This window comes from Paraburkholderia atlantica, from assembly GCF_009362785.1.
GTDB classification, from domain to species: Bacteria; Pseudomonadota; Gammaproteobacteria; order Burkholderiales; family Burkholderiaceae; genus Paraburkholderia; species Paraburkholderia atlantica.
In genome coordinates, this window is sequence record NZ_WHNQ01000001.1 from 83397 (window position 1) to 104298 (window position 20902).

The following is a 20902-nucleotide window of genomic DNA, read 5'->3' on the forward strand; positions in this document are numbered from 1 at the left end:
TCGTTTCAGAACCCACGTCCCGACGCTTCAACTTCCACAACAACAAAGCCTTCGCATGAGTTCGTCCCCGTCGCCCCAGCTGTCTCCCGCCGCCGCGTCGCAGAGGCGCTTCAATCCGCTCGCCGATACGTCGCTGTCGACGATCGTCGCGGGCTTCGTCGCGGCGATGACCGGCTACACGAGCTCGCTCGTGCTGATGTTCCAGGCAGGCCAGGCGGCGCATCTGAGCGACGCGCAGATTTCGTCGTGGATCTGGGCGCTGTCGATCGGCATGGGCCTGTGCACGATCGGCCTGTCGCTGCGCTATCGCGCGCCGATCGTGATCGCGTGGTCGACGCCGGGTGCGGCGCTGCTGGTGTCGTCGCTGCCGCATGTCGAGTATGCGCAGGCGATCGGCGCGTTCATCTTCTGCGCTGCGCTGCTGACGCTGGTCGGCGTCACCGGCTGGTTCGACGCGCTGATGAAGCGGATTCCGTCCGGCCTCGCGGCGGCGCTGCTCGCGGGCATCCTGTTCGAGATCGGCATCGAAATTTTTCGTGCCGCGCAATACCAGACCGCGCTCGTGCTGACGATGTTCTTCACCTACCTGATCGTCAAACGGTTCGTGCCGCGTTACGCGATTCCGACCACGCTGGTGGCGGGCACCGCCGCGGCCGGCGGCCTCGGGCTGCTCGACTTCAGCCACTTTCACGTCGCGCTCGCGCATCCGGCGCTGACGATGCCGTCGTTTTCGGTGGCGGCGTGCGTGAGCATCGGCATTCCGCTGTTCGTGGTCGCGATGGCCTCGCAGAACGTGCCGGGCATCGCGGTGCTGCGCGCCGACGGCTATACGACCCCGTCCGCGCCGCTGATCGCGACGACCGGCGTCGCGTCGCTGCTGCTCGCGCCGTTCGGCTCGCACGGCATCAATCTTGCGGCGATCACCGCGGCGATCTGCACCGGCCCGGAAGCGCACGAAAACCCCGCGAGGCGCTACACGGCCGCGGTATGGGGCGGCATTTTCTATCTGCTCGCGGGGGTGTTCGGCGCGACGATCGCCGCGCTGTTCGCGGCGTTTCCGAAGGAGCTGGTCGTCTCCGTCGCGGCGCTCGCGCTGTTCGGCTCGATCATGAGCGGGCTCGCCAATGCGATGCAGGATACGCGGCAGCGCGAGGCGGCGCTCGTCACGTTCATGGTGACCGCCTCGGGGCTCACGCTGCGGTCGATCGGCTCGGCGTTCTGGGGGCTCGTCGCCGGTGTGATCACGCAAGTCGTGCTGAACGCGCGCCGCGTGTGAACGGATCGCCACGCCCGGCTGTCGCTACCGGTGATCATGCCGTCCTCGGCGATCCGCCATAGAATAGATGTATCCGGCAGCGTTTCCCGGCGCCATCGCGGGACGCGCTGCGGCTTGACCCGCGGCCACCGGCACCGGCTGATCGCTCTGTTTTATCCAGCCGGCGCGGCGGCGTCCTCACTTCTCCTGAACCACGGCGCACACGCGCCCTGAAGGCCCGAACATGACAACCGCACTCGACCAACTCAAGCAATACACCACCGTGGTGGCCGACACTGGCGACTTCCAGCAGCTCGCGCAGTACAAGCCGCGCGACGCGACCACCAATCCGTCGCTGATTCTGAAGGCCGTGCAGAAAGACGACTACCGGCCGCTGCTCGAAAAGACCGTGAAGGCGCATGCGTCGAAGCCGGTCGGTGCGATCATCGACCAGTTGCTGATCGCGTTCGGCACCGAAATCCTGAAGATCATCCCCGGGCGGGTGTCGACCGAAGTCGACGCGCGCCTGTCGTTCGACGTCGAAGGCTCGATCAAGAAAGCCCACGAGCTGATCGCGCTGTACAAGGAGCACGGCGTCGAACGCGACCGCGTGCTGATCAAGCTTGCGTCGACGTGGGAAGGCGTGCGCGCGGCCGAGGTGCTGCAGAAGGAAGGCATCAGCTGCAACATGACGCTGCTGTTCTCGCTCGCGCAGGCGGCGGCTTGCGCGGAAGCCGGCGCGCAGCTGATCTCGCCGTTCGTCGGCCGCATCTACGACTGGTACAAGAAGAGCGCCGGCAGCGCGTGGGACGAAGCGAAAGACGGCGGCGCCAACGATCCTGGCGTCAAATCGGTGCGCCGCATCTACGCGTACTACAAAAAGTTCGGCTACAAGACCGAGGTGATGGGCGCGAGCTTCCGCACGACCTCGCAGATTCTGGAACTGGCCGGCTGCGATCTGCTGACGATCAGCCCCGACCTGCTGCAGAAGCTGCACGACAGCACCGACAAGATCGAGCGCAAGCTGTCGCCGGAGGCATCGCACGAGGCGGACATCGAGCGCGTGCCGGTCGACGAAAAGTCGTTCCGCTTCCTCGTCAACGACGACGCAATGGCGACCGAGAAGCTCGCCGAAGGCATCCGCACGTTCGCGGCGGACGCAATCAAGCTGGAAAAGCTGATCGAAACGCTGCGCTGAGGTGCCGGAGGCGGCGGACGTGGCTGGCTGATTGAAGCTTCCGATCGCCGCGCCGCGCCGCGCGAAGGCCATCCATGACAAGCGGCGCTGAACCTCGCGGTTCAGCGCCGCTCCCCGTTAACGCTGCGACTACAATCGACTGCACGCCCCTCCCCGCCTGTACTGGCGAGGAACGACGGCGCCCGCCCAACGCCTGACCAAGGAGACGATCATGTACGTTCAGCCCTACGTGTTCTTCAACGGCCGTTGCCAGGAAGCGCTCGACTACTACACCGACAAACTCGGCGCCCAGGTGACCTTCAAGATGCTGTTCAAGGACGCGCCACCCGACGCGCAAAATCCGCCGCGCCCCGAACTCGCCGACAAGATCATGCACGCGAACGTGCAGCTGGGCTCGAGCACGTGGATGGCTTCCGACGGCAACTGCGATCCGGCGGCCGGCCCGTTCAATGGCTTCAGTCTGTCGCTGACCGCCGAAGACGGCGCGTCGGCGGAAAAATGCTTCAACGCGCTCGCCGATGGCGGCCAGGTCGTGATGCCGTTCCAGCAAACGTTCTGGAGCAAGGGCTTCGGAATGGTGGTGGACCGCTTCGGCCTGATGTGGATGGTCACGCTGCCGCCGCAGGTTTGAGGCTCAGGGGCCGGCGCCTTTGGGTTCGACCGCTCGCCCCCTACCCGCCACGCGTCGCCCGCTCGTGCCGCTCGATCTTCCAGTTCGGTTCGGTCTCTAGCAGCAGCGCGCGCAGCCGGTCCACCTGCTCCGCGAGCCGCTGACCGAGCCAGTACGGCCCTTGCCAGTCGGGCGGCAACGCGGTGGCTATGTCGCCCCGCCCCTTCGCGAGCGGCGCCGCCGCCGGAATGCCCAAGCGCGACGGACGGCCAAACCGCAGTCCGCGCGCGGTGGACAACAGGATCGTGCGCACGGCGCGCACCTCGGCGCCGCAATACGCTGCATAGGCGCTGCGCGCGGCGGCGGCGGCGTTCATCAGCGGCCCTGTGGCCAGCAGTTCGAGCGAACTGAGCAGCGAGCGATGCAGCCTCTGGATCTCCTCGAGCCGCGACTGCGGCACGTCGATTTCCTTCGCGACCGACGGCATCAGCGAACGCAATTGCACGAGCCGCTTGTTGATCTGCAGGAAGCGCTTGACCTGCTCCTCCTCGGTGATCGTCTCGCCATCGAGCAGCCGCGCGTAGATGCCCGCGCATTCGCGCAGATTGGCGGCGAGCCCGTAGCGCCATGAATACGTCGCGTGCAGCGGAAACGCGAACGAAAACGCCAGCGCGATCACGATGCCGATCAGCACGTTCAGCGTGCGCCACAGGCCGACGTCGATCAGGTTGTCGCCGTGGCCCGCGACGATGCACATCGTGATCGCGGTCAGGAGCCCGATATAGCCGGACGAGCCGATCGCGAACCACGCGCAGATCGACGCGATGATCGCCTCCAGCACATAGGTGAGCGGCAGCGAGCCGATGATGTTCTGCTGCACGATCAGCAACAGGCCGATCGACGCGCCCAGCAGCGTGCCGGCCGCGCGCTCGGCCGCTTTCTTGCGGATATTGCCGTGATGCTGCAAGCCACCGATCACGACCAGCAGCGTCACCGACGACCAGATGCCGTGCGGAACATCGATGCCGGTCGTCGCCAGAATCGACACCAGCATCGCGAGGCCCACGCGCAGACTATGCAGCACTTTCGCGTGGCGGTAGCGGTAATACGGCGACGTGACCGCGCGCACCATCCGGCTCAGCGCCGCGCGGCGGGGGATCACGGGGGGAGTATCGGCAGCAGCCATGGCGGCGCGCGGCGAACGCGTGAAAGGACGGTTCCGCTATCCTGCCCTGGAGTGCCCCGCAAACACAAACGCCCGCCAACTTGCGTCGGCGGGCGTTGCGTGTGTCAAAACCTGAAGTTGTAGCCGGAATCAGCCTTCGACGATGTCCAGGTAGTCTTCCGGACGGGTGCGGTCCTCGGCGCGCTGCATGCCCACCGCCCGCACGATCAGACTCACGACGACCGACACCACGAGGTTCACGATCAGCGACCACACCGCCGCATAGCCCGGAATCGCCATGCCGAACAGATGGATCGTGAAGATCGAGCTCGCGAGGTTCAACGAAATGGCCATCCACGTGCCGGTCGCGATACCTGCCGCCCAGCCGAGCAGCAGACCCCGATAGTCGAGCACACGCGTGTAGAGACCGAGCACGATGGCCGGCAGCGTCTGGATGATCCAGATCCCGCCGAGCAGCTGCAGCTGGATCGCGTAGGTCAGCGGCAGACCGAGAATGAAAGCGACCGCGCCGACCTTGACGATCAGCGACACCAGCTTCGCGACGTTGGTCTCCTGGTCATGCGTCATGTTGCGGTTGATGAACTCCTTGTGCACGTTGCGCGTGTACAGGTTCGCCGCCGCGATCGACATGATTGCCGCCGGCACCAGCGCGCCGATACCGATCGCCGCGAACGCGACGCCGACGAACCACGACGGGAAGAAGTGCAGGAACAGCGCCGGCACCGCGAAGTTCGGGCCGAAGGCCTTGAAGTACGGCGCGAACTCGGGCATGTCCTTCACGCCGGCCGCGAGCGCCATGAAGCCGAGCAGCGCGAGCAGGCCGAGCACCAGCGAATACGCCGGCAGCAACGCCATGTTGCGGCGGATCGTGTTGCCCGACTTCGACGACAGCACCGCGGTGATCGAGTGCGGATACAGGAACAGCGCGAGCGCCGAACCCACCGCGAGCGTCGCGTACGCGCTATAGCCGTTCAGGCTCGACACGTCCGGCGACTTCAGCAGCAGCTTGGCCGGTGGCACCGCGCCGAAGATATGGCCGAAGCCGCCCAGCTGCGGCGGGATCACGATGATCGCGGCGAAGATCGTCACGTAGATCAGGATGTCCTTGACGACCGCGATCATCGCCGGCGCACGCAGGCCCGACGTGTACGTGTAGGCCGCGAGGATCGCGAACGCGATGATCAGCGGCAGATCGCCGACGAAGCCGGTGGTGTCGAAACCGAGCGCGCCGATCACCACTTCGATACCGACCAGTTGCAATGCGATGTACGGCATCGTCGCGACGATGCCGGTCACGGCGACCGCGAGCGCCAGCATGCGGCTACCGTAGCGCGCCGACACGAAGTCCGCCGACGTCACGTAGCCGTGGCGCTTGGCGATGCTCCACAGCTTCGGGAACACGACGAACGCGAACGGATAGATCAGGATCGTGTACGGCAGCGCGAAGAAGCCGGTCGCGCCCGCGCCGAACACGAGGGCTGGCACCGCGATGAAGGTGTAAGCGGTGTACAGGTCGCCGCCGAGCAGGAACCACGTGACGATCGTGCCGAAGCGCCGGCCGCCGAGCCCCCACTCTTCGAGATGCGCGAGATCGCCGCGCCGCCAGTGGGCCGCGACGAAACCGAGAATCGTGACACCGATGAAAAACAGAACGAAGACGAAAGTTGCAATGGGATTCATCGTTGTGCGCCCCCGTTCGGGCGACCCGTATAGCGGGACTTGGTCTTCAAATAGACGAACGCGGTAATGACCGCGCTGATCAGCACCCACAGCAGCTGATACCAGTAGAAGAACGGGAAATCGAATAGCTGCGGCTCGATCCGGTTGTAGGACGGCACCCAGATCATCGCGATCCACGGTAGCAGCAATAGCCAGAGCCAATGCTTGCTGGCTTTCTTCGCGTCGGCGTCGTGAGCCATGACGTCTCCTGTTTTTTCCTATTTTGAATTTATCTGCCCGTGGTCGACGGGAGGAGGAACTCAGCGGGTGGTCGTCCCGCGGTCCGCCACGGGCTCCCCGAAAGCCTCGAAAGAGTATAGGAGTGGCGAACGCCCGGTCAAGCCGGGGCGACCCCGAGGCACATCGGCGTCCAACGATGCAGACTGGATGACGCTGCAGCATCGACGTGAAAAAAATACCGGAAGCAAAACGGCCGTGCCGACTGGTACGCCGGCACGGCCGCCTGGTTCTCCGCTCACTGACCGGAATTCAGCGCTCAGATCGCAAACGATTCGCCCGTCTGTCCCGTCGATTCGCGCAGGCCCTTGATCCACTTGCGCGCCGGTAAGCCGAGCTCGGCTTCGATCAGCTTCGCGCGCGCGTCGAGCGCGGTGAACGGCACGTCCAGCGCGGGGCCCGAGAACGCGATCGCGATGCGGTTGCCGTCGTGCACCTCGGGCAGCGCGACGACGCGGCCGTCGAAGGCTTCGTTCAGACGCTTCATGTTGCGCACGAAGCTCGGATGATCGCCGAACAGATTCACCGTGACGATGCCCGCGTCCGTCAGACATGCGCGCGCCGCGCGGTAAAAACCGACGCTGTCGAGCACCGGGCCGCGCGCGGTCGCGTCGTAGACGTCGATCTGCAGCGCGCCGATGGTGCCGTGGTTCGCGCTGTCGTTGACGAAGTCCCACGCGTCGGTTTCGTGCACGGTCAGGCGCGCATCGTCGGGCGGCAGATCGAACATCGTGCGCGCGGCCACGACGACCGCCGGATTCAGCTCGACGGCCTCGACCTGCGCGCTCTTCAGGAAGCGGTGCGCGAACTTGGTCAGCGCCGCCGCGCCGAGGCCGAGCTGCACGATGCGCTTCGGCGTTTCGAGAAACAGCAGCCAGGCCATCATCTGCTGCGCGTATTCGAGTTCGATGTGATCGGGCTTGCGCAGGCGCATCGCGCCTTGCACCCATTCCGTGCCGAAATGCAGGTAGCGCACGCCGCCCTCTTCGGAGAACGTCACCGGTGCGAAGCGCGGCTTGCGCGGCGCTTCGATTTGCGGCGCGTCGTGAAGCTCGTGGTCGACGGCGCGGTTCGCGTTGCGCGCGGTTTTTGGCGCCTGTCTGGGCGCGATTTTCTGCTTACCGCCGATGGCTTCGGCGTCCCGGTTACGGAAAGCGCGCGCCTCTGCCGAAGCGCGCTTGATCAGTTTCGTCATGTGTGGATGTCGCGCCGCGGGCGCATGATTTTTGGTCGACCGAGAGCATAGCATTCGCGGCGCGCACGATTGCGCCGAGCCGCCCGCCGGCGGCCCGTGTTCGCATCACCTCACTTCACACGCATCAGGTCACTCGACGCGCACCGCCTTGAGCGCCTCGTTCAGCGTGCGGCTCGGCCGCATCACCTCTTCGAGCTTGTTGAAGTCCGGCTTGTAATAGCCGCCGATGTCCGCCGGCGCGCCCTGCACCGACGCGAGTTCCGCCACGATCACCTGCTCGTTGGCGGTCAGCTGCGTCGCGAGCGGCGCGAACTGCGCGGCGAGCGCGGCATCGTCCGTTTGCGCGGCCAGCTCCTGCGCCCAGTACATCGCCAGATAGAACTGGCTGCCGCGATTGTCGAGCTCGCCTGTCTTCGGGCTCGGGCTGCGGTTATTGTCGAGCAGCTTGCCGGTTGCGGTGTCGAGCGTCTTCGCGAGGATCTTCGCCCGGTTGTTGCCGGTCTTGATGCCCAGTTCCTCGAGCGACACCGCGAGCGCGAGGAATTCGCCGAGCGAGTCCCAGCGCAGATGGTTTTCTTCGACGAGCTGCTTCACGTGCTTCGGCGCCGAACCGCCCGCGCCGGTCTCGTACATGCCGCCGCCCGCCATCAACGGCACGATCGACAGCATCTTCGCGCTCGTGCCCAGCTCCATGATCGGAAACAGGTCGGTCAGATAATCGCGCAGGATGTTGCCGGTGACCGAGATCGTATCGAGGCCGCGCACGACCCGCTCGAGCGTGTAACGCATCGCGCGCACCTGCGACATGATCTGAATGTCGAGGCCGGTGGTGTCGTAGTCCTTCAGGTAGGCCTCGACCTTTTTGATCAGCTCCGCTTCGTGCGGACGATACGGGTCGAGCCAGAACACCGCGGGCGTGCGCGAATTGCGCACGCGTGTGACCGCGAGCTTGACCCAGTCGCGAATCGCCGCGTCTTTCACTTCGCACATGCGCCAGATGTCGCCCTGCTCGACGTTCTGCGTGAGCAGCACCTCGCCGCTCGCGAGATCGACGATGCGCGCCTCGCCGTCTTCCGGCACCTCGAAGGTCTTGTCGTGCGAGCCGTATTCTTCCGCCTTCTGCGCCATCAGGCCGACGTTCGGCACGGTGCCCATCGTGACCGGATCGAACGCGCCGTTGGTCTTGCAGAAGTTGATGATCTCCTGGTAGATGCGCGCGAACGTGCTCTCCGGAATCACCGCCTTGGTGTCTTTCGGACGACCGTCGGCGCCCCACATCTTGCCGCCGGCGCGAATCATCGCCGGCATCGACGCATCGACGATCACGTCGTTCGGCGCGTGCAGGTTCGAGATGCCCTTCGCCGAATCGACCATCGCCAGTTCCGGACGATGCTCGTGGCACGCGTGCAGGTCGCGGATCACTTCCTCGCGCTGCGATTCCGGCAACGCCTCGATCTTCTCGTACAGATTGACGAGGCCGTTGTTGACGTTCACGCCGAGTTCTTCGAACAGCTTGCCGTGCTTCGCGAACGCGTCCTTGTAGAACACCTTCACCGCGTGGCCGAAGACGATCGGGTGCGAGATCTTCATCATCGTCGCCTTCACGTGCAGCGACAGCATCATGCCGGTCTTGCGCGCGTCTTCCATCTGGTCTTCGTAGAACGCGAGCAGCGCCTTTTTGCTCATGAACATGCTGTCGATGATCTCGCCGTCCTCTAGCGCGACCTTCGGCTTCAGCACGATCGTCTTGCCGTTCTTCGTGACGAGTTCCATCTTCACGTCGCGCGCGCGATCGAGCGTCATCGACTTTTCGCCGTGATAGAAGTCGCCATGTCGCATGGTGGCGACGTGCGTGCGCGACGCCATGCTCCATTCGGTCATGCTGTGCGGATGCTTGCGCGCGTAGTTCTTCACCGCGGCCGGCGCACGGCGGTCCGAGTTGCCTTCGCGCAGCACCGGGTTCACCGCGCTGCCGAGACACTTCGAGTAGCGCTGGCGGATCGCCTTCTCTGCGTCGGTCTTCGGATCTTCCGGATAGTCGGGCACCTTGTAGCCCTTCGCCTGCAGCTCCTTGATCGCGCTCGTCAGTTGCGGCACCGATGCGCTGATGTTGGGCAGCTTGATGATGTTGGTGTCGGGCAACGAGGTCAGGCGACCGAGTTCCGCGAGGTTGTCGGGCACCCGCTGCGCTTCGGTCAGAAACTCGGGGAACTCACCGAGGATGCGGCCCGCGACCGAGATGTCGCTGGTCTCGACCTCGATGCCGGCCGGCCTCGTGAAGGTCCGGATGATCGGCAGGAACGCGGCGGTCGCGAGCAGCGGGGCCTCGTCGGTGAGGGTGTAGATGATGGTCGGTTGCTGGGTCGTCATTGCTAGGCTCTGGGCGGGCGGTTGAGAGGCATCTCGCGCGTGATACCAGCAGGATGCGCAAACGTCGATCAGGAAAACGACAACACGAGGACACAAACGCTGTGCGCGGCGGACGGCGACGCGGTACCCCGGAACGCCAAAGCGGAATGATTAAGCGAACACGGCGGACTGCGTCGCGCAGCGGGTCGCACCTTTGGATTCTGCCTCATTTTTGGGCTGGCGGAAAAGCGGCCGAACCGGCGCGCACGAACGTGCGATTTGTCAACCAGACTGTCACCCCGTGCGTCGCACCTCCACATCGATACAATGAGCTGATACGGGGAATCCCGCAGATCTGCCAAGCGAAGCCGGAGAGCGTCATGGACGGCAATACCAGCAAAGCCCAATCCGACTGGATTTTCCGTTCGGAATCCAGCGGCGGAGTCGAACGCATCGAAGCCTTTTTCCACGGCAACGCGTACTCCTTGCATCGACACGACACCTACGCGATCGGCGTGACGCTGGCCGGCGTTCAGTGCTTTCACTACCGGCGCGGCTTGCGCACCAGCCTGCCCGGACAGACGATGGTCCTGCATCCCGACGAAGCGCACGACGGTCAGGCCGGCACCCAGGAGGGATTCCGTTATCAGATGATTTACGTGCACCCGGCCGCCATCCAGGAGGTCCTCGGCGGCCGGCCGCTGCCATTCGTCGAAGGCGGGGTCACGAACGATCCGCGGCTGTTCGAAGCGACGAAGACAGCGCTGCGCCAGATGCGCGGCGACGCGGAGCCGCTCGAGCGCGACGACGCGCTCGCCGGCCTCGCGCTCGCGCTGGATAGCGTGTCGGGCGCCAGAGCGGCGCGCAGGTCCGCGGATTTCGCGGCAGCGCAGCGCGCGCGGGAATATCTGCACGCATCGAGCACCCGCGTCGTCACGCTGGATGAACTTGCCGCCGCCAGTGGACAGGACCGCTGGAGCCTGTCGCGCGATTTCCGAACCTTTTACGGCACCAGCCCCTATCACTACCTGGTCATGCGCCGGCTCGAAGCGGCGCGCGCGATGATGCTGCGCGGCGTGTCCTTGGTGGACACGGCGGCGGCCGCCGGCTTCGCCGACCAGAGCCACATGACCCGACATTTTCGACACGCATACGGGATCCCGCCCGCACGTTGGCTCGCGATGACGCGCGATCGGCGCGTCGGCTAGCGCAAGCTTGCACAATCGTTCAAGACACCCGCCGGCGGCGGCCCTAAGCTCTGTTCCAGATATCACCCGAATGGAGCCACCATGCACAGCGATTCCCAGCCGATACCGGAGCAGCGCGGCCAATACAAGACGATCAATCTGCTCGACAAGATCCGTCAGATCGCCGACCACTGGCAGCCGCGCGTCGTTGCCGAAATGAACGACTATCAGTTCAAGGTCGTGAAGATAGAGGGCGATTTCGTCTGGCACCGGCATGCCGACACCGACGAGACCTTCATCGTCCTCGAAGGCCGCTTGCGCATCGATTTCCGCGACCGCTCGATCGAACTGCTGGCCGGAGAAATGGCGGTGGTTCCGAAGGGAGTCGAGCACAAGCCGTATGCCGGCTCCGAAGTGAAGCTGCTGCTGATCGAACCGCGCGGCGTCGTCAATACCGGCGATACGACCAACGAAAGAACGGCCGAAAACGACGTATGGATTTGAGAAGCGCCATGCAAACTCCGCTGCCGATCGTTCGCGAAGCCGTTTTCCCCGCCGATACGCGCAAGCTCGTCGCCATGATCCGCGAGTATGTCCAGTGGCTGGATCTGGATCTGTCGTATCGTGGATTCGATGCCGAAATGGACGCGTTCGAAGCGGTCTACACGTTGCCATCCGGTATGTTCTTCGTCGCCGAAGCGGGCGGCGAACTCGCCGGTTGCGCGGGGCTGCTGCGCCATAGTGACAGGACCGCCGAAATCAAGCGGCTCTTCGTTCGCGACGCATTCAGAGGGATGCGTCTGGGCGAAACGCTGGTGACGTCGGTGGTCGGAAAAGCCAAATCGTTGGGCTTCTCGAAACTGGTCCTCGACTCGGTGCCGAAAACCGCCTTCGCACAGCGCATCTACGAGCGATTGGGGTTCGTCGAAATCGCGCCCTACTACGCAAACCCGGTCGAGGGCACGCGGTTTCTGGCGCTCGAGCTTTGATGGCGAATGCGCCGAGCTCAGCAGACGATTGCGCGCCAAATCGCCAGCTTCTGATCGAAAGAGAGCGTGGCATGCGCCGGACTCGACGACGGCAACACGAGGGTTCGATAACCTGCCGCACCGATCACCGGCGCGAAGCGCCCCGCCGTTTTCCCATTGAAGCAAACCTTGTTCAGCATCGGCGCGTGCTCGCGCAACGACTCGAAGTCGTTCGGCTGCGCATGGCGGATCGCTGAGTCGAGACTTCCCTGACGGTGACATGCATCGAGCACATCCCAGATGCCGATTCGATGCGCGAGCACGCGTGCGAGGCGCTCTTCGTAGGCCAACTCGTGCAGCGCGGGTTCGCCGAGCACCGCGCCGAGCAGGCGCCAGAACTGATTGCGCGGATGCGCGTAATACTGCGCCGCGGCCAGTGACGCTTCGCCGGGAAAACTGCCGAGTATCAGCGTGTGCGTGTCGGCCGCGACGACCGGTGGAAAGCCGCGCAACATCAGCGGCTCCGATCGTTCGACGCGCGCGGCGCGGCATGCGCGCGCGACGCGGTGTGATCGAGCGGACGGCCGTGGTCGCGTATGCGCTCGTGCGCGACATGCGCGCCTGACGTCGGCTCGGTCGCGGCGCTCGAGCGCGCCGTTTCGTCCAGCCGCGCCAGATGCTCCCACAGTGCCGGCAACATGCATTCGGTCACCATCAACGGCGCGCCATGCCGCTCGAACACCGACCGTCGCGCGACCAGCGCATGCGGCGCATCCGCGGCGCCTTCCCCGATCTCACGCGCGGCCAGCCGATACAACGGATGCCGCGCCCCCACCCTGCAGCTCACCAGCGACGAACGCGCGACGCTGCTATCGCTATACAGCAACTCGGCGAGCGGCCGCGTGCGCAGCCGGCGCGTCGCCTGCCAGATGCCGACGCTCGCCGCGCGCGGCGTCACGCTATGCGCGGCGACGAACGGCACGCCGTCGACCGACAGCACCACCTCGCGTACCCACACGGGCGCGCGTGGCGCGAGTCCGAGCGCGGCGGCTTCGTCGGGCCACGGCAGCGCGACCGCTTCGCGCGTCACGCGCACCGCGACCGCGCCGAGCGCGCGCAGATGCGCGGTCAGTGAACCGCCGCGGGTCAGCCAGTCTTTCTGGGCAGCGCTGAAAGTGGGTAACGGCGCGACGCGCCAGTGGGTGTCGGCGGGATCGAAACGGATAGGCATGGTGTCGGATTATAGCGGCGCGCTCCGACGGCATTTTTCGGGGCAACGCATGCGCTGATCGCTCGCGCCGCGCCTGGCAAGAAGCCGGCGCAAAACGAAGGGCAAAAAAAATGCGCTGCCGAAGCAGCGCATCGCCGAACCACAGAGCGTCATTCCGATGACAACGCCATCAACGCTCCCAGTTCACCTTCACTGAAACTCAACCCGCGCGCGACAGCAGCAACGCATTGGTCCGCTTCACGAAGCTCGCCGGATCTTCCAGCGCGCCGCCTTCGGCGAGCAGTGCCTGATCGAACAGCAGATGGCACCAGTCGTCGAAATTCGCGCTATCGGCATGCAGACCCTTGACGAGCGCGTGCTCCGGGTTCACTTCGAGAATCGGATGGAATTCCGGCGCCTGCTGGCCCGCGGCCTTCAGCATGCGCTGCAGGTAGCCGCTCATTTCGCCGTCGTCGGCGACGAGGCACGACGGCGAGTCGGTCAGGCGGAACGTCAGACGCACGTCCTTCGCCTTGTCCTTCAGCGCTTCCTTCATCTTCTCGACGAGCGGCTTGAACTCTTCGCCGATCTTTTCCTGCGCCTGCTTTTCCTCATCGTTGAGCGCGCCGAGATCGAGGTCGCCGCGCGCGACGCTTTGCAGCGGCTTACCGTCGAATTCGTTGAGGAACGACAGCATCCATTCATCGACGCGATCGGTCAGCAGCAGCACTTCGACGCCCTTCTTGCGGAACACTTCGAGATGCGGGCTGTTCGACGCGGCTTGCCAGGTGTCGGCGGTCACGTAGTAGATCTTCGTCTGCTCGGGCTTCATGCGAGCGACGTAGTCGGCCAGCGACACGGTCTGCTCGGCCGTGCCCGTATGCGTCGTCGCAAAGCGCACGAGCTTCGCGACGCGCTCGCGATTGGCGAAGTCCTCGCCGATGCCTTCCTTCAGCACCTGGCCGAATTCCTTCCAGAAGCTGGCGTACTTTTCCTTATCGGCGGCTTCATCCGAATTCGCCAGTTCTTCCAGCATCGACAGCGCGCGCTTCGTCACGCCTTCGCGGATCGCCTTCACGTCGCGGCTTTCCTGCAGAATCTCGCGCGACACGTTGAGCGGCAGATCGGCCGAATCGACCACACCCTTCACGAAACGCAGATACGTGGGCAGCAGTTGCTCGGCGTCGTCCATGATGAACACGCGCTTCACGTACAGCTTCAGCCCGCCGCGCTGCTCGCGGTTCCACAGATCGAACGGCGCGTGCGCCGGCACGTACAGCAGTTGCGTGTATTCGCTGCGGCCTTCGACGCGGTTATGCGTCCACGTCAGCGGGTCCTGATGGTCGTGCGAGATGTGCTGGTAGAACTGCTTGTATTGATCGTCGGTGATGTCGTTCTTCGAACGGGTCCACAGCGCGCTCGCCTGGTTGACGGTCTCGTCCTCGTCCTTCGTGACCATCTCGCTCTTTTCCGCGTCCCACTCTTCCTTCTGCATCAGGATCGGCAGCGCGACGTGGTCCGAGTACTTCTGGATGATCGACTTCAAGCGATACGACGACAGCAGCTCGTCCTCGTCGGCACGCAGATGCAGCGTGATGGTCGTGCCGCGCGCGGCGCGCTCGATCGTCTCGACCGCGAAATCCCCTTCGCCCGCGCTGACCCAGCGCACGCCTTCCGCGGCCGGCAAACCGGCGCGGCGCGTCTCGACGGTGATCTTGTCGGCGACGATGAAGCCCGAGTAGAAGCCCACGCCGAACTGGCCGATCAGCGCCGCGTCCTTCTGCTGGTCGCCCGACAGCTTGCCGAAGAATTCCTTGGTGCCCGAACGCGCGATCGTGCCGAGGTGCGCGATCGTTTCGTCGCGGCTCATGCCGATGCCGTTGTCGTCGATCGTGACGGTGCGCGCGGCCTTGTCGTACGACACGCGAATCCGCAGGTTCGGATCGTTCTCGTACAGTGCGCTGTTTTCGATCGCCTCGAAGCGCAGCTTGTCGGCCGCGTCGGACGCGTTCGAGATCAGCTCGCGCAAAAAGATTTCCTTGTTGCTGTACAGCGAATGGATCATCAGTTGCAGAAGTTGCTTCACTTCTGCCTGAAAGCTCATGGTTTCTTGTGCCATGGTCGGACTTCCTCTCTGTTGCGAATGGGGATAGGTGGCGGCCGAAGCGGATTCAAACCCCGGTTCGGCCCTGCCGTGCCGGATCGCCGGACCGCCGGATCGTCCGCGCAAATGGGGACGCTCCGGCACTGTTTCAAGAGGCGCGGCGCGCGACGCCGTCGAGATATCGGCTCAGGAACGCCGGTAATTCAGGGTCGCCGCAATTGGCGATATTGAAGCGCATCCACGTGCTCGGCGACTGCTGCGGCGAGAACAGGCCGCCCGGCGTCAGCAGAAAGCCAGCTTCGTGCCCGGCCGCGGCGAGCGCGCCCGCGTCGACGCCGGTGTCGGCCCACAGGAACATGCCGGCCGTCGGCGTCAGGAACAGCTTCATGCCGGCCTTCTCGATCATCCGCACAGCCTTCTCGCGCACGCCGTCGAGCCGCGCGCGGATGCGCTCGACGTGCCGCCGGTAGTGGCCCTCGGTCAGGATCTTGTAGATCACTCGCTCGTTGAGTTCGGGGCTCGTCATGCCGACCAGCATCTTCTGATTGCTGACCACCATCGCGACTTCCGGCGCGCACGCGATGAAACCGACGCGCAGATTCGGCGCGAGCGTCTTCGAAAAGCTGCCGAGGTAGATCACACGCTTCAACTGGTCGAGGCTCGCGAGCCGCGTACCCGGGTAGCCGGGCGGGCACAGGTCGCCGTAGATATCGTCCTCGACGACGATGAAGTCGTATGCCTCGGCGAGCCGCAGGATGCGGAACGCCTGCGCGGCGCTCAGCGAGGTGCCGGTCGGGTTTTGCAGCACCGAGTTGATCACCAGCATTTTGGGACGCCATTCCTGGACCAGGGCTTCGAGCGCGTCGAGATCGGGACCGTCCGGCGTGTACGGCATGCCGACCAACCGCGCGCCCTGCGACGCGAAGCAGCCGAACATCTGGAACCACGCCGGATCGCCGACGATTACCGCGTCGCCCGGCTTCACGTAGATGCGCGAAATCAGGTCGATCGCCTGGGTGATGCCGGAGACCATCACGATCTGCTCGGGCGACGCGCCGATCTCCAGCTCCTCGAGACGCGTCTGCAACTGCTGGCGCAGCGGCAGGAAGCCTTGCGCGGTGCCGATGCCGAGCATCTGCATGCCGCTTTGCCGGCCGAGCGTGCGCAGCGCGTTGGTGATCAGGTCGCCGTCGAGCCAGCGGGCCGGCAGATAGCCGAGCCCCGGACTGCGCTCGGGCCGCGCGCCGGTATGCAGCATGTTGCGCAGCAGCCAGACGACGTCGATATTGGCCGGCGCGGGCAGTGTCTCGGCGCGGGCGTGCAGTTCGGAGACGGTCGCCGCGCCGCCCTGGCGCTCGCGCACATAGAAGCCGGAGCCGCGCCGCGACTCCAGGAAACCCTGCGCGACGAGCCGCTCGTACGCTTCGACCACCGTGAAGCGCGACACGCCCTTGTCGAGCGCGAGCTTGCGGATCGACGGCATGCGCATGCCGGGGCGGAACACGCGCTCCTCGATGCGGCGCCGCGCCCACTGGACGAGCTGTTCGACCAGCGTCAGCGACGCGGTATCGTGCGGGGCGGGAATCTGGGCAAGCGGGACGGACATGACGGGCTCCAACTGTACCGAACAGTATCGAGTCGATTGTACCGTTACTGTGCAGGTCATGGCCGTTACATTTGATTCCAGCGAAGGATGGTCGCGGCATACGAAACCATCCGCATGGCCCGCCGATCCGGCAAACGGTTATGCTTACGGCCCCGGCAGCGCAGCCTTCAAGCGTGGCGCGCAACTGGCCCCTGCGCAGAACAGCGTTTTCCGTCGATCCGCCATGACAGCCCTGACAGCCCCATCGCTCATCAGTCTCGATCATCTCGTCGTCTCCGCGCGCACGCTGGACGAAGGCGTCCAGTACGTCGCCGATACCCTGGGCGTCGCGCCGGCCGGCGGCGGCGCGCATCCGCTGATGCGGACCCACAATCGCCTGCTCGGCCTATGGGGCGGCGTCTACCTGGAAGTGATCGCGATCGATCCGCGCGCCGTGGCCAACGCAACCGATGGCACCGAGCCGCGCCCGCGCCTGTTCGCGCTCGACGACCCGGCGACGCAGGCGCGACTCGAAAACGGGCCGTATCTGTCGCATTGGGTCGCGCGCGTCGAGCGGCCGAAGCATCTGGCGACGTGGCAGGCGCAGTATCCACAGCGCATCGCGCCGGTCGTGCCGATGACGCGCGGCGAGTTCACGTGGGGCCTGACGGTGCCCGACGACGGATCGTTCCCCGCCTGGCAAGGCGCCGGCGACGGCGTGCTGCCTTCGCTGATCCAGTGGGACTCGACGCGGCATCCGTCGCAGTCGCTGGCGCCGACGAACCTCGCGCTGAAAGCGTTGAAAGCCGTGCATCCGCGGCCAGAGGTGATTGGCGAGCAACTGCGCTGGCTCGGTGCTGCGCACCTGCTCGACGTCCAGCCGACCGATGGCGCCGCGGCGCTCGTCGCCGAATTTGAAACACCCGAGGGTCCGCGAACCCTCGGATAAGCAGCGCGTGATTGGGGCAACTGCCGTGGCCATCCCGGTGGCATCCCGAGCGGCAACGGTTGCCGAGTCGCGCGATAATTGAAGTTTTGACCGGTTCCAGAAATACCAGCAGAGGAGATCATGGACCAAAGCGACCTGAAAGCCCCGACGTGGCAATTGTCCGAACGCGCGCGCAAGCTCACCAGCTCCGCGATTCGCGAAATCCTGAAGGTCACGGAACGGCCCGAAGTCATCTCCTTCGCCGGCGGCCTGCCCTCGCCGGCCACCTTCCCGGCCGAGCGCATGCGCGAGGCATCCGACCGCATCCTGCGCGACACGCCCGCCGCGGCGCTGCAGTACAGCGCGACCGAAGGCTATCTGCCGCTGCGCGAATGGGTCGCGCAACGCTACTCGATCAACGGCGCGCAGATCCGCCCGTCGCAGGTGCTGATCACCACCGGCTCGCAGCAGGCGCTCGACCTGCTCGGCAAGGTGCTGGTCTGTGTCGATAGCCCGGTGCTGGTCGAAACGCCGACCTATCTCGGCGCGCTGCAATCGTTCTCGATGTACGAGCCGCACTACGTGCAGGTGCCGACCGACGACCACGGCCTGATCCCGGAAGGCCTGAAGCCGGAACTGACCAAAGGCGCGCGTCTGCTGTACACGCAGCCGAATTTCCAGAATCCGACCGGCCGTCGTCTGCCGGTCGAGCGCCGCCGCGCGCTCGCCGAGTTCGCGAAGAGCGCGCCGTTCCCGGTGATCGAGGACGATCCCTACGGCGCGCTCGACTACGCGGGCGAACCGCTGCCGACGATGCTGTCGATGGCGCCGGATCACATCGTCTATCTGGGCTCGTTTTCGAAGGTGCTCGCGCCGGGTCTGCGCGTCGGCTTCATCATCGCGCCCGAGGAGCTGATCTTCAAACTCGTGCAGGCCAAGCAGGCCACCGACCTGCACACGCCGAGCTTCACGCAGCGCATCGTGCACGAAGTGGTCAAGGACGGCTTCCTCGACACGCACGTGCCGACGATCCGCGAGCTGTATCGCAACCAGTGCGACGCGATGCTCACCGCGCTGGAACGCTATATGCCCGAAGGCGTCAGCTGGAACCGTCCCGAAGGCGGCATGTTCATCTGGGTCAAGCTGCCGGCGGGCATCGACACGATGAAGCTGCTCGAGGAAGCGGTCGCGCAGAACGTCGCGTTCGTGCCGGGCGCTCCGTTCTTTGCGAGCGAAGCGCAGCACAACACGCTGCGTCTGTCGTTCGTCACCGTGCCACCCGCTAAAATCGACGAAGGCGTGGCGCGTCTCGGCGCACTCGTGCGCGCGAAAATCTAAACGGCGTTAGCCGCACTGCCACCGGGGCGAAGTTTGCACGCGCGTTGCGTGCGGACTTCGCCCCGCCTGCATTCATGCAATCTCACCGAAACGAGGACACGACATGGCTCAATCGAATGTGTACGACAAGCTCAAGGAACTCGGCATCGAACTGCCGGCAGCGGGTGCGCCGGCAGCGGCCTATGTGATGAGCGCGCAAAGCGGCAACACGGTGTACCTGTCGGGCCACATCGCGAAGAAGGACGGCCAGGTTTGGGTCGGCAAGCTCGGCGCGACGCTCGGCACCGACGAAGGCAAGGCCGCGGCGCGCTCGATCGCGATCGATCTGCTCGCCACGTTGCATGCGCACGTCGGCGATCTGAACCGCGTCACGCGCATCGTCAAGCTGATGAGCCTCGTGAACTCGACGCTCGAGTTCACCGAGCAGCATGTGGTCACCAACGGCGCGTCCGAGCTGATCGCCGACGTGTTCGGCGAGCGAGGCAAGCACGCCCGCTCGGCGTTCGGCGTTGCGCAGATTCCGCTGGGCGCGTGCGTCGAGATCGAGCTGATCGCCGAGGTCGAATAAGCATCGAAGCGATATGCCGATGCAGGCGATGCCGCGTGAGATGCGCAAATAATTCACGCCGCATCGCGATGCGAACGCGCTGTCTGGTGTCACGCACCGGCGGCGCGTTTTTGTTTTATGGCGACGGTGGATCGCCGCCGCGCAGGGGGATAGAATCCGCGAACTCCCTCAACGTCCATTGCGCCGGGGCCTGTCGATGTCCGCTCACACCGTTCGCTTCAAACAGGTCGACGTGTTCACGTCGACACCGTTCAAGGGCAATCCGCTTGCCGTCGTGTTCGATGCCGATACGCTCGATACCACGCAGATGCAGGCCATCGCACGCTGGACCAATCTGTCCGAAACCACTTTTCTGCTGAAGCCGACCGATGCCGCCGCCGACTATCGCGTGCGCATCTTCACGCCGGGCGGCGAGTTGCCGTTCGCCGGTCATCCGACGCTTGGCACCGCGCATGCTTTGCGCGAAAGCGGCTACCGGCCGAAGCAGGCCGGCAAGCTGATTCAGCAATGCGGCGTAGGTCTGGTCGAACTCGAAGCGCTCGATGGCGCCAACGCTACGCACGGCGCATGGGCGTTCGCCGCGCCGCCCGCGCGCGTGACGCCGCTCGCCGAGAATCGTTACGAGGCGCTGTCTACGGCTTTACGTAGTCAGGCGATCGACTTCAGCGCGCCGCCATGCGCGGTGGATAACGGCGCGCCGTGGCTCGTCGTGCGGGTCGAGTCGGCACGCGCCTGCCTCGCGCTCGAACCCGATGCGGCGGCGCTCGCCGAGCTCGTGCATTCGGTCGACACGCACGGCGTCGCCGTATACGGGCCGCACGACGCCGACGGCCCAGCGACGTTCGAAGTCCGTTGCCTGATGGCAGGCGGCGGCTTCGGCACCGGCGAAGACCCGGTGACGGGCAGCGCCAACGCCGCGCTCGCGGGTCTGCTGAGCCTGCAGCAACGTCGTCCCGGCACACGCTACACGGCGCGTCAGGGCACCGTGCTCGGGCGCGCAGGCGACGTGTCGGTCCACTATGACGATGCACGCGGCAAGATCTGGATCGGCGGGCCTTCGGTGACGATCATCGAAGGCACGTGCCGGCTCGCGTAAGTGGACCGCGGCCTCGCGCGCAAAGCACCGAGACATGCCGCATGTCGCCGCTTCACACCACAAAAAGCCGCAGCACTATGGCGTCGCCATACCTGGTTGTCCGAATTCATGGCGAATGGATGGCAAAACCCTTGCCAGAGACCGCGCACTGCGCCGCCCCATCTCCGAT

The 20902-nt window shown here is 65.2% G+C and carries 19 protein-coding genes; 10 read left to right on the forward strand and 9 right to left on the reverse strand.

The features are described from left to right. Window positions 1-55 precede the first annotated feature (55 nt). The 3 genes from GCT19_RS00395 (at window position 56) to GCT19_RS00405 (ending at window position 3084) form a co-directional block, all read left to right on the forward strand. Window positions 56-1276, forward strand: coding sequence for a benzoate/H(+) symporter BenE family transporter (locus GCT19_RS00395; protein ID WP_152850744.1), 1221 nt, complete (start codon window positions 56-58; stop codon window positions 1274-1276). A 223-nt stretch (window positions 1277-1499) separates the two neighbouring features. Continuing rightward, window positions 1500-2453: a transaldolase gene (gene tal, locus GCT19_RS00400; protein ID WP_018431585.1), complete on the forward strand. Its 954-nt coding sequence runs from the start codon at window positions 1500-1502 to the stop codon at window positions 2451-2453. A 211-nt stretch (window positions 2454-2664) separates the two neighbouring features. Next, window positions 2665-3084, forward strand: a complete 420-nt coding sequence (locus tag GCT19_RS00405) for a VOC family protein (protein ID WP_018431586.1) — start codon at window positions 2665-2667, stop codon at window positions 3082-3084. A gap of 40 nt (window positions 3085-3124) precedes the next feature. On the opposite strand, the gene GCT19_RS00410 is transcribed toward GCT19_RS00405, so the two are convergent. From GCT19_RS00410 to GCT19_RS00430, 5 genes are all read right to left on the reverse strand, one after another. Then, window positions 3125-4249: an FUSC family protein gene (locus GCT19_RS00410; protein ID WP_193727355.1), complete on the reverse strand. Its 1125-nt coding sequence runs from the start codon at window positions 4247-4249 to the stop codon at window positions 3125-3127. Between the two features lie 129 nt (window positions 4250-4378). Continuing rightward, window positions 4379-5929, reverse strand: coding sequence for a monocarboxylate uptake permease MctP (gene mctP / locus GCT19_RS00415; RefSeq protein ID WP_013088837.1), 1551 nt, complete (start codon window positions 5927-5929; stop codon window positions 4379-4381). Next, a complete protein-coding gene (locus tag GCT19_RS00420; RefSeq protein WP_018431588.1) occupies window positions 5926-6168 on the reverse strand; it encodes a DUF3311 domain-containing protein in 243 nt (80 codons plus the stop codon). Before GCT19_RS00420 ends, mctP begins: the two co-directional genes overlap by 4 nt. A 296-nt stretch (window positions 6169-6464) precedes the next feature. Next, window positions 6465-7400, reverse strand: coding sequence for a class I SAM-dependent methyltransferase (locus tag GCT19_RS00425; RefSeq protein WP_018431589.1), 936 nt, complete (start codon window positions 7398-7400; stop codon window positions 6465-6467). 129 nt (window positions 7401-7529) lie between these two features. Then, entirely contained in the window at window positions 7530-9770 is a 2241-nt protein-coding gene (locus GCT19_RS00430) for an NADP-dependent isocitrate dehydrogenase (protein WP_018431590.1), read from the reverse strand. A 359-nt stretch (window positions 9771-10129) separates the two neighbouring features. Here GCT19_RS00430 and GCT19_RS00435 point away from each other — a divergent pair, with 359 nt between their 5' ends. The 3 genes from GCT19_RS00435 (at window position 10130) to GCT19_RS00445 (ending at window position 11925) form a co-directional block, all read left to right on the forward strand. Continuing rightward, window positions 10130-10957, forward strand: a complete 828-nt coding sequence (locus GCT19_RS00435; RefSeq protein ID WP_152850745.1) for an AraC family transcriptional regulator — start codon at window positions 10130-10132, stop codon at window positions 10955-10957. 81 nt (window positions 10958-11038) lie between these two features. Beyond that, window positions 11039-11440: a cupin domain-containing protein gene (locus GCT19_RS00440; protein WP_152850746.1), complete on the forward strand. Its 402-nt coding sequence runs from the start codon at window positions 11039-11041 to the stop codon at window positions 11438-11440. Window positions 11441-11448: 8 nt separating this feature from the next. Next, entirely contained in the window at window positions 11449-11925 is a 477-nt protein-coding gene (locus GCT19_RS00445; RefSeq protein ID WP_152850747.1) for a GNAT family N-acetyltransferase, read from the forward strand. Between the two features lie 17 nt (window positions 11926-11942). Here GCT19_RS00445 and GCT19_RS00450 read toward each other — a convergent pair whose 3' ends face one another. The 4 genes from GCT19_RS00450 to GCT19_RS00465 all read right to left on the reverse strand — a co-directional run bounded on the left by GCT19_RS00450 (window position 11943) and on the right by GCT19_RS00465 (window position 16824). Next, complete coding sequence (locus tag GCT19_RS00450; protein ID WP_018431594.1) at window positions 11943-12419, reverse strand: DNA-deoxyinosine glycosylase; 477 nt, start codon at window positions 12417-12419, stop codon at window positions 11943-11945. After that, the gene (locus GCT19_RS00455; protein WP_152850748.1) at window positions 12419-13135 is read right to left on the reverse strand and encodes a chorismate--pyruvate lyase family protein; all 717 of its coding nucleotides are present in this window, start codon (window positions 13133-13135) and stop codon (window positions 12419-12421) included. Before GCT19_RS00455 ends, GCT19_RS00450 begins: the two co-directional genes overlap by 1 nt. 199 nt (window positions 13136-13334) lie before the next feature. Further along, on the reverse strand, window positions 13335-15233 hold the full coding sequence (htpG, locus tag GCT19_RS00460; protein ID WP_018431596.1) for a molecular chaperone HtpG: 1899 nt from the start codon (window positions 15231-15233) through the stop codon (window positions 13335-13337). Window positions 15234-15366: 133 nt separating this feature from the next. Beyond that, window positions 15367-16824: an aminotransferase-like domain-containing protein gene (locus GCT19_RS00465; RefSeq protein ID WP_013088827.1), complete on the reverse strand. Its 1458-nt coding sequence runs from the start codon at window positions 16822-16824 to the stop codon at window positions 15367-15369. Between the two features lie 223 nt (window positions 16825-17047). Here GCT19_RS00465 and GCT19_RS00470 point away from each other — a divergent pair, with 223 nt between their 5' ends. The 4 genes from GCT19_RS00470 (at window position 17048) to GCT19_RS00485 (ending at window position 20733) form a co-directional block, all read left to right on the forward strand. Continuing rightward, window positions 17048-17752 carry a VOC family protein gene (locus tag GCT19_RS00470; protein WP_375791982.1) on the forward strand — a complete coding sequence of 235 codons (705 nt, stop codon included), beginning with the start codon at window positions 17048-17050 and terminating at the stop codon, window positions 17750-17752. A gap of 120 nt (window positions 17753-17872) precedes the next feature. Further along, the gene (locus tag GCT19_RS00475) at window positions 17873-19069 is read left to right on the forward strand and encodes an aminotransferase-like domain-containing protein (protein ID WP_152850749.1); all 1197 of its coding nucleotides are present in this window, start codon (window positions 17873-17875) and stop codon (window positions 19067-19069) included. A gap of 103 nt (window positions 19070-19172) precedes the next feature. Continuing rightward, on the forward strand, window positions 19173-19637 hold the full coding sequence (locus GCT19_RS00480) for a RidA family protein (RefSeq protein ID WP_152850750.1): 465 nt from the start codon (window positions 19173-19175) through the stop codon (window positions 19635-19637). Window positions 19638-19833: 196 nt separating this feature from the next. Further along, window positions 19834-20733 (forward strand): PhzF family phenazine biosynthesis protein, encoded by a 900-nt coding sequence (locus tag GCT19_RS00485; protein ID WP_152850751.1) that lies wholly within the window; start codon window positions 19834-19836, stop codon window positions 20731-20733. Window positions 20734-20902 lie beyond the last annotated feature (169 nt).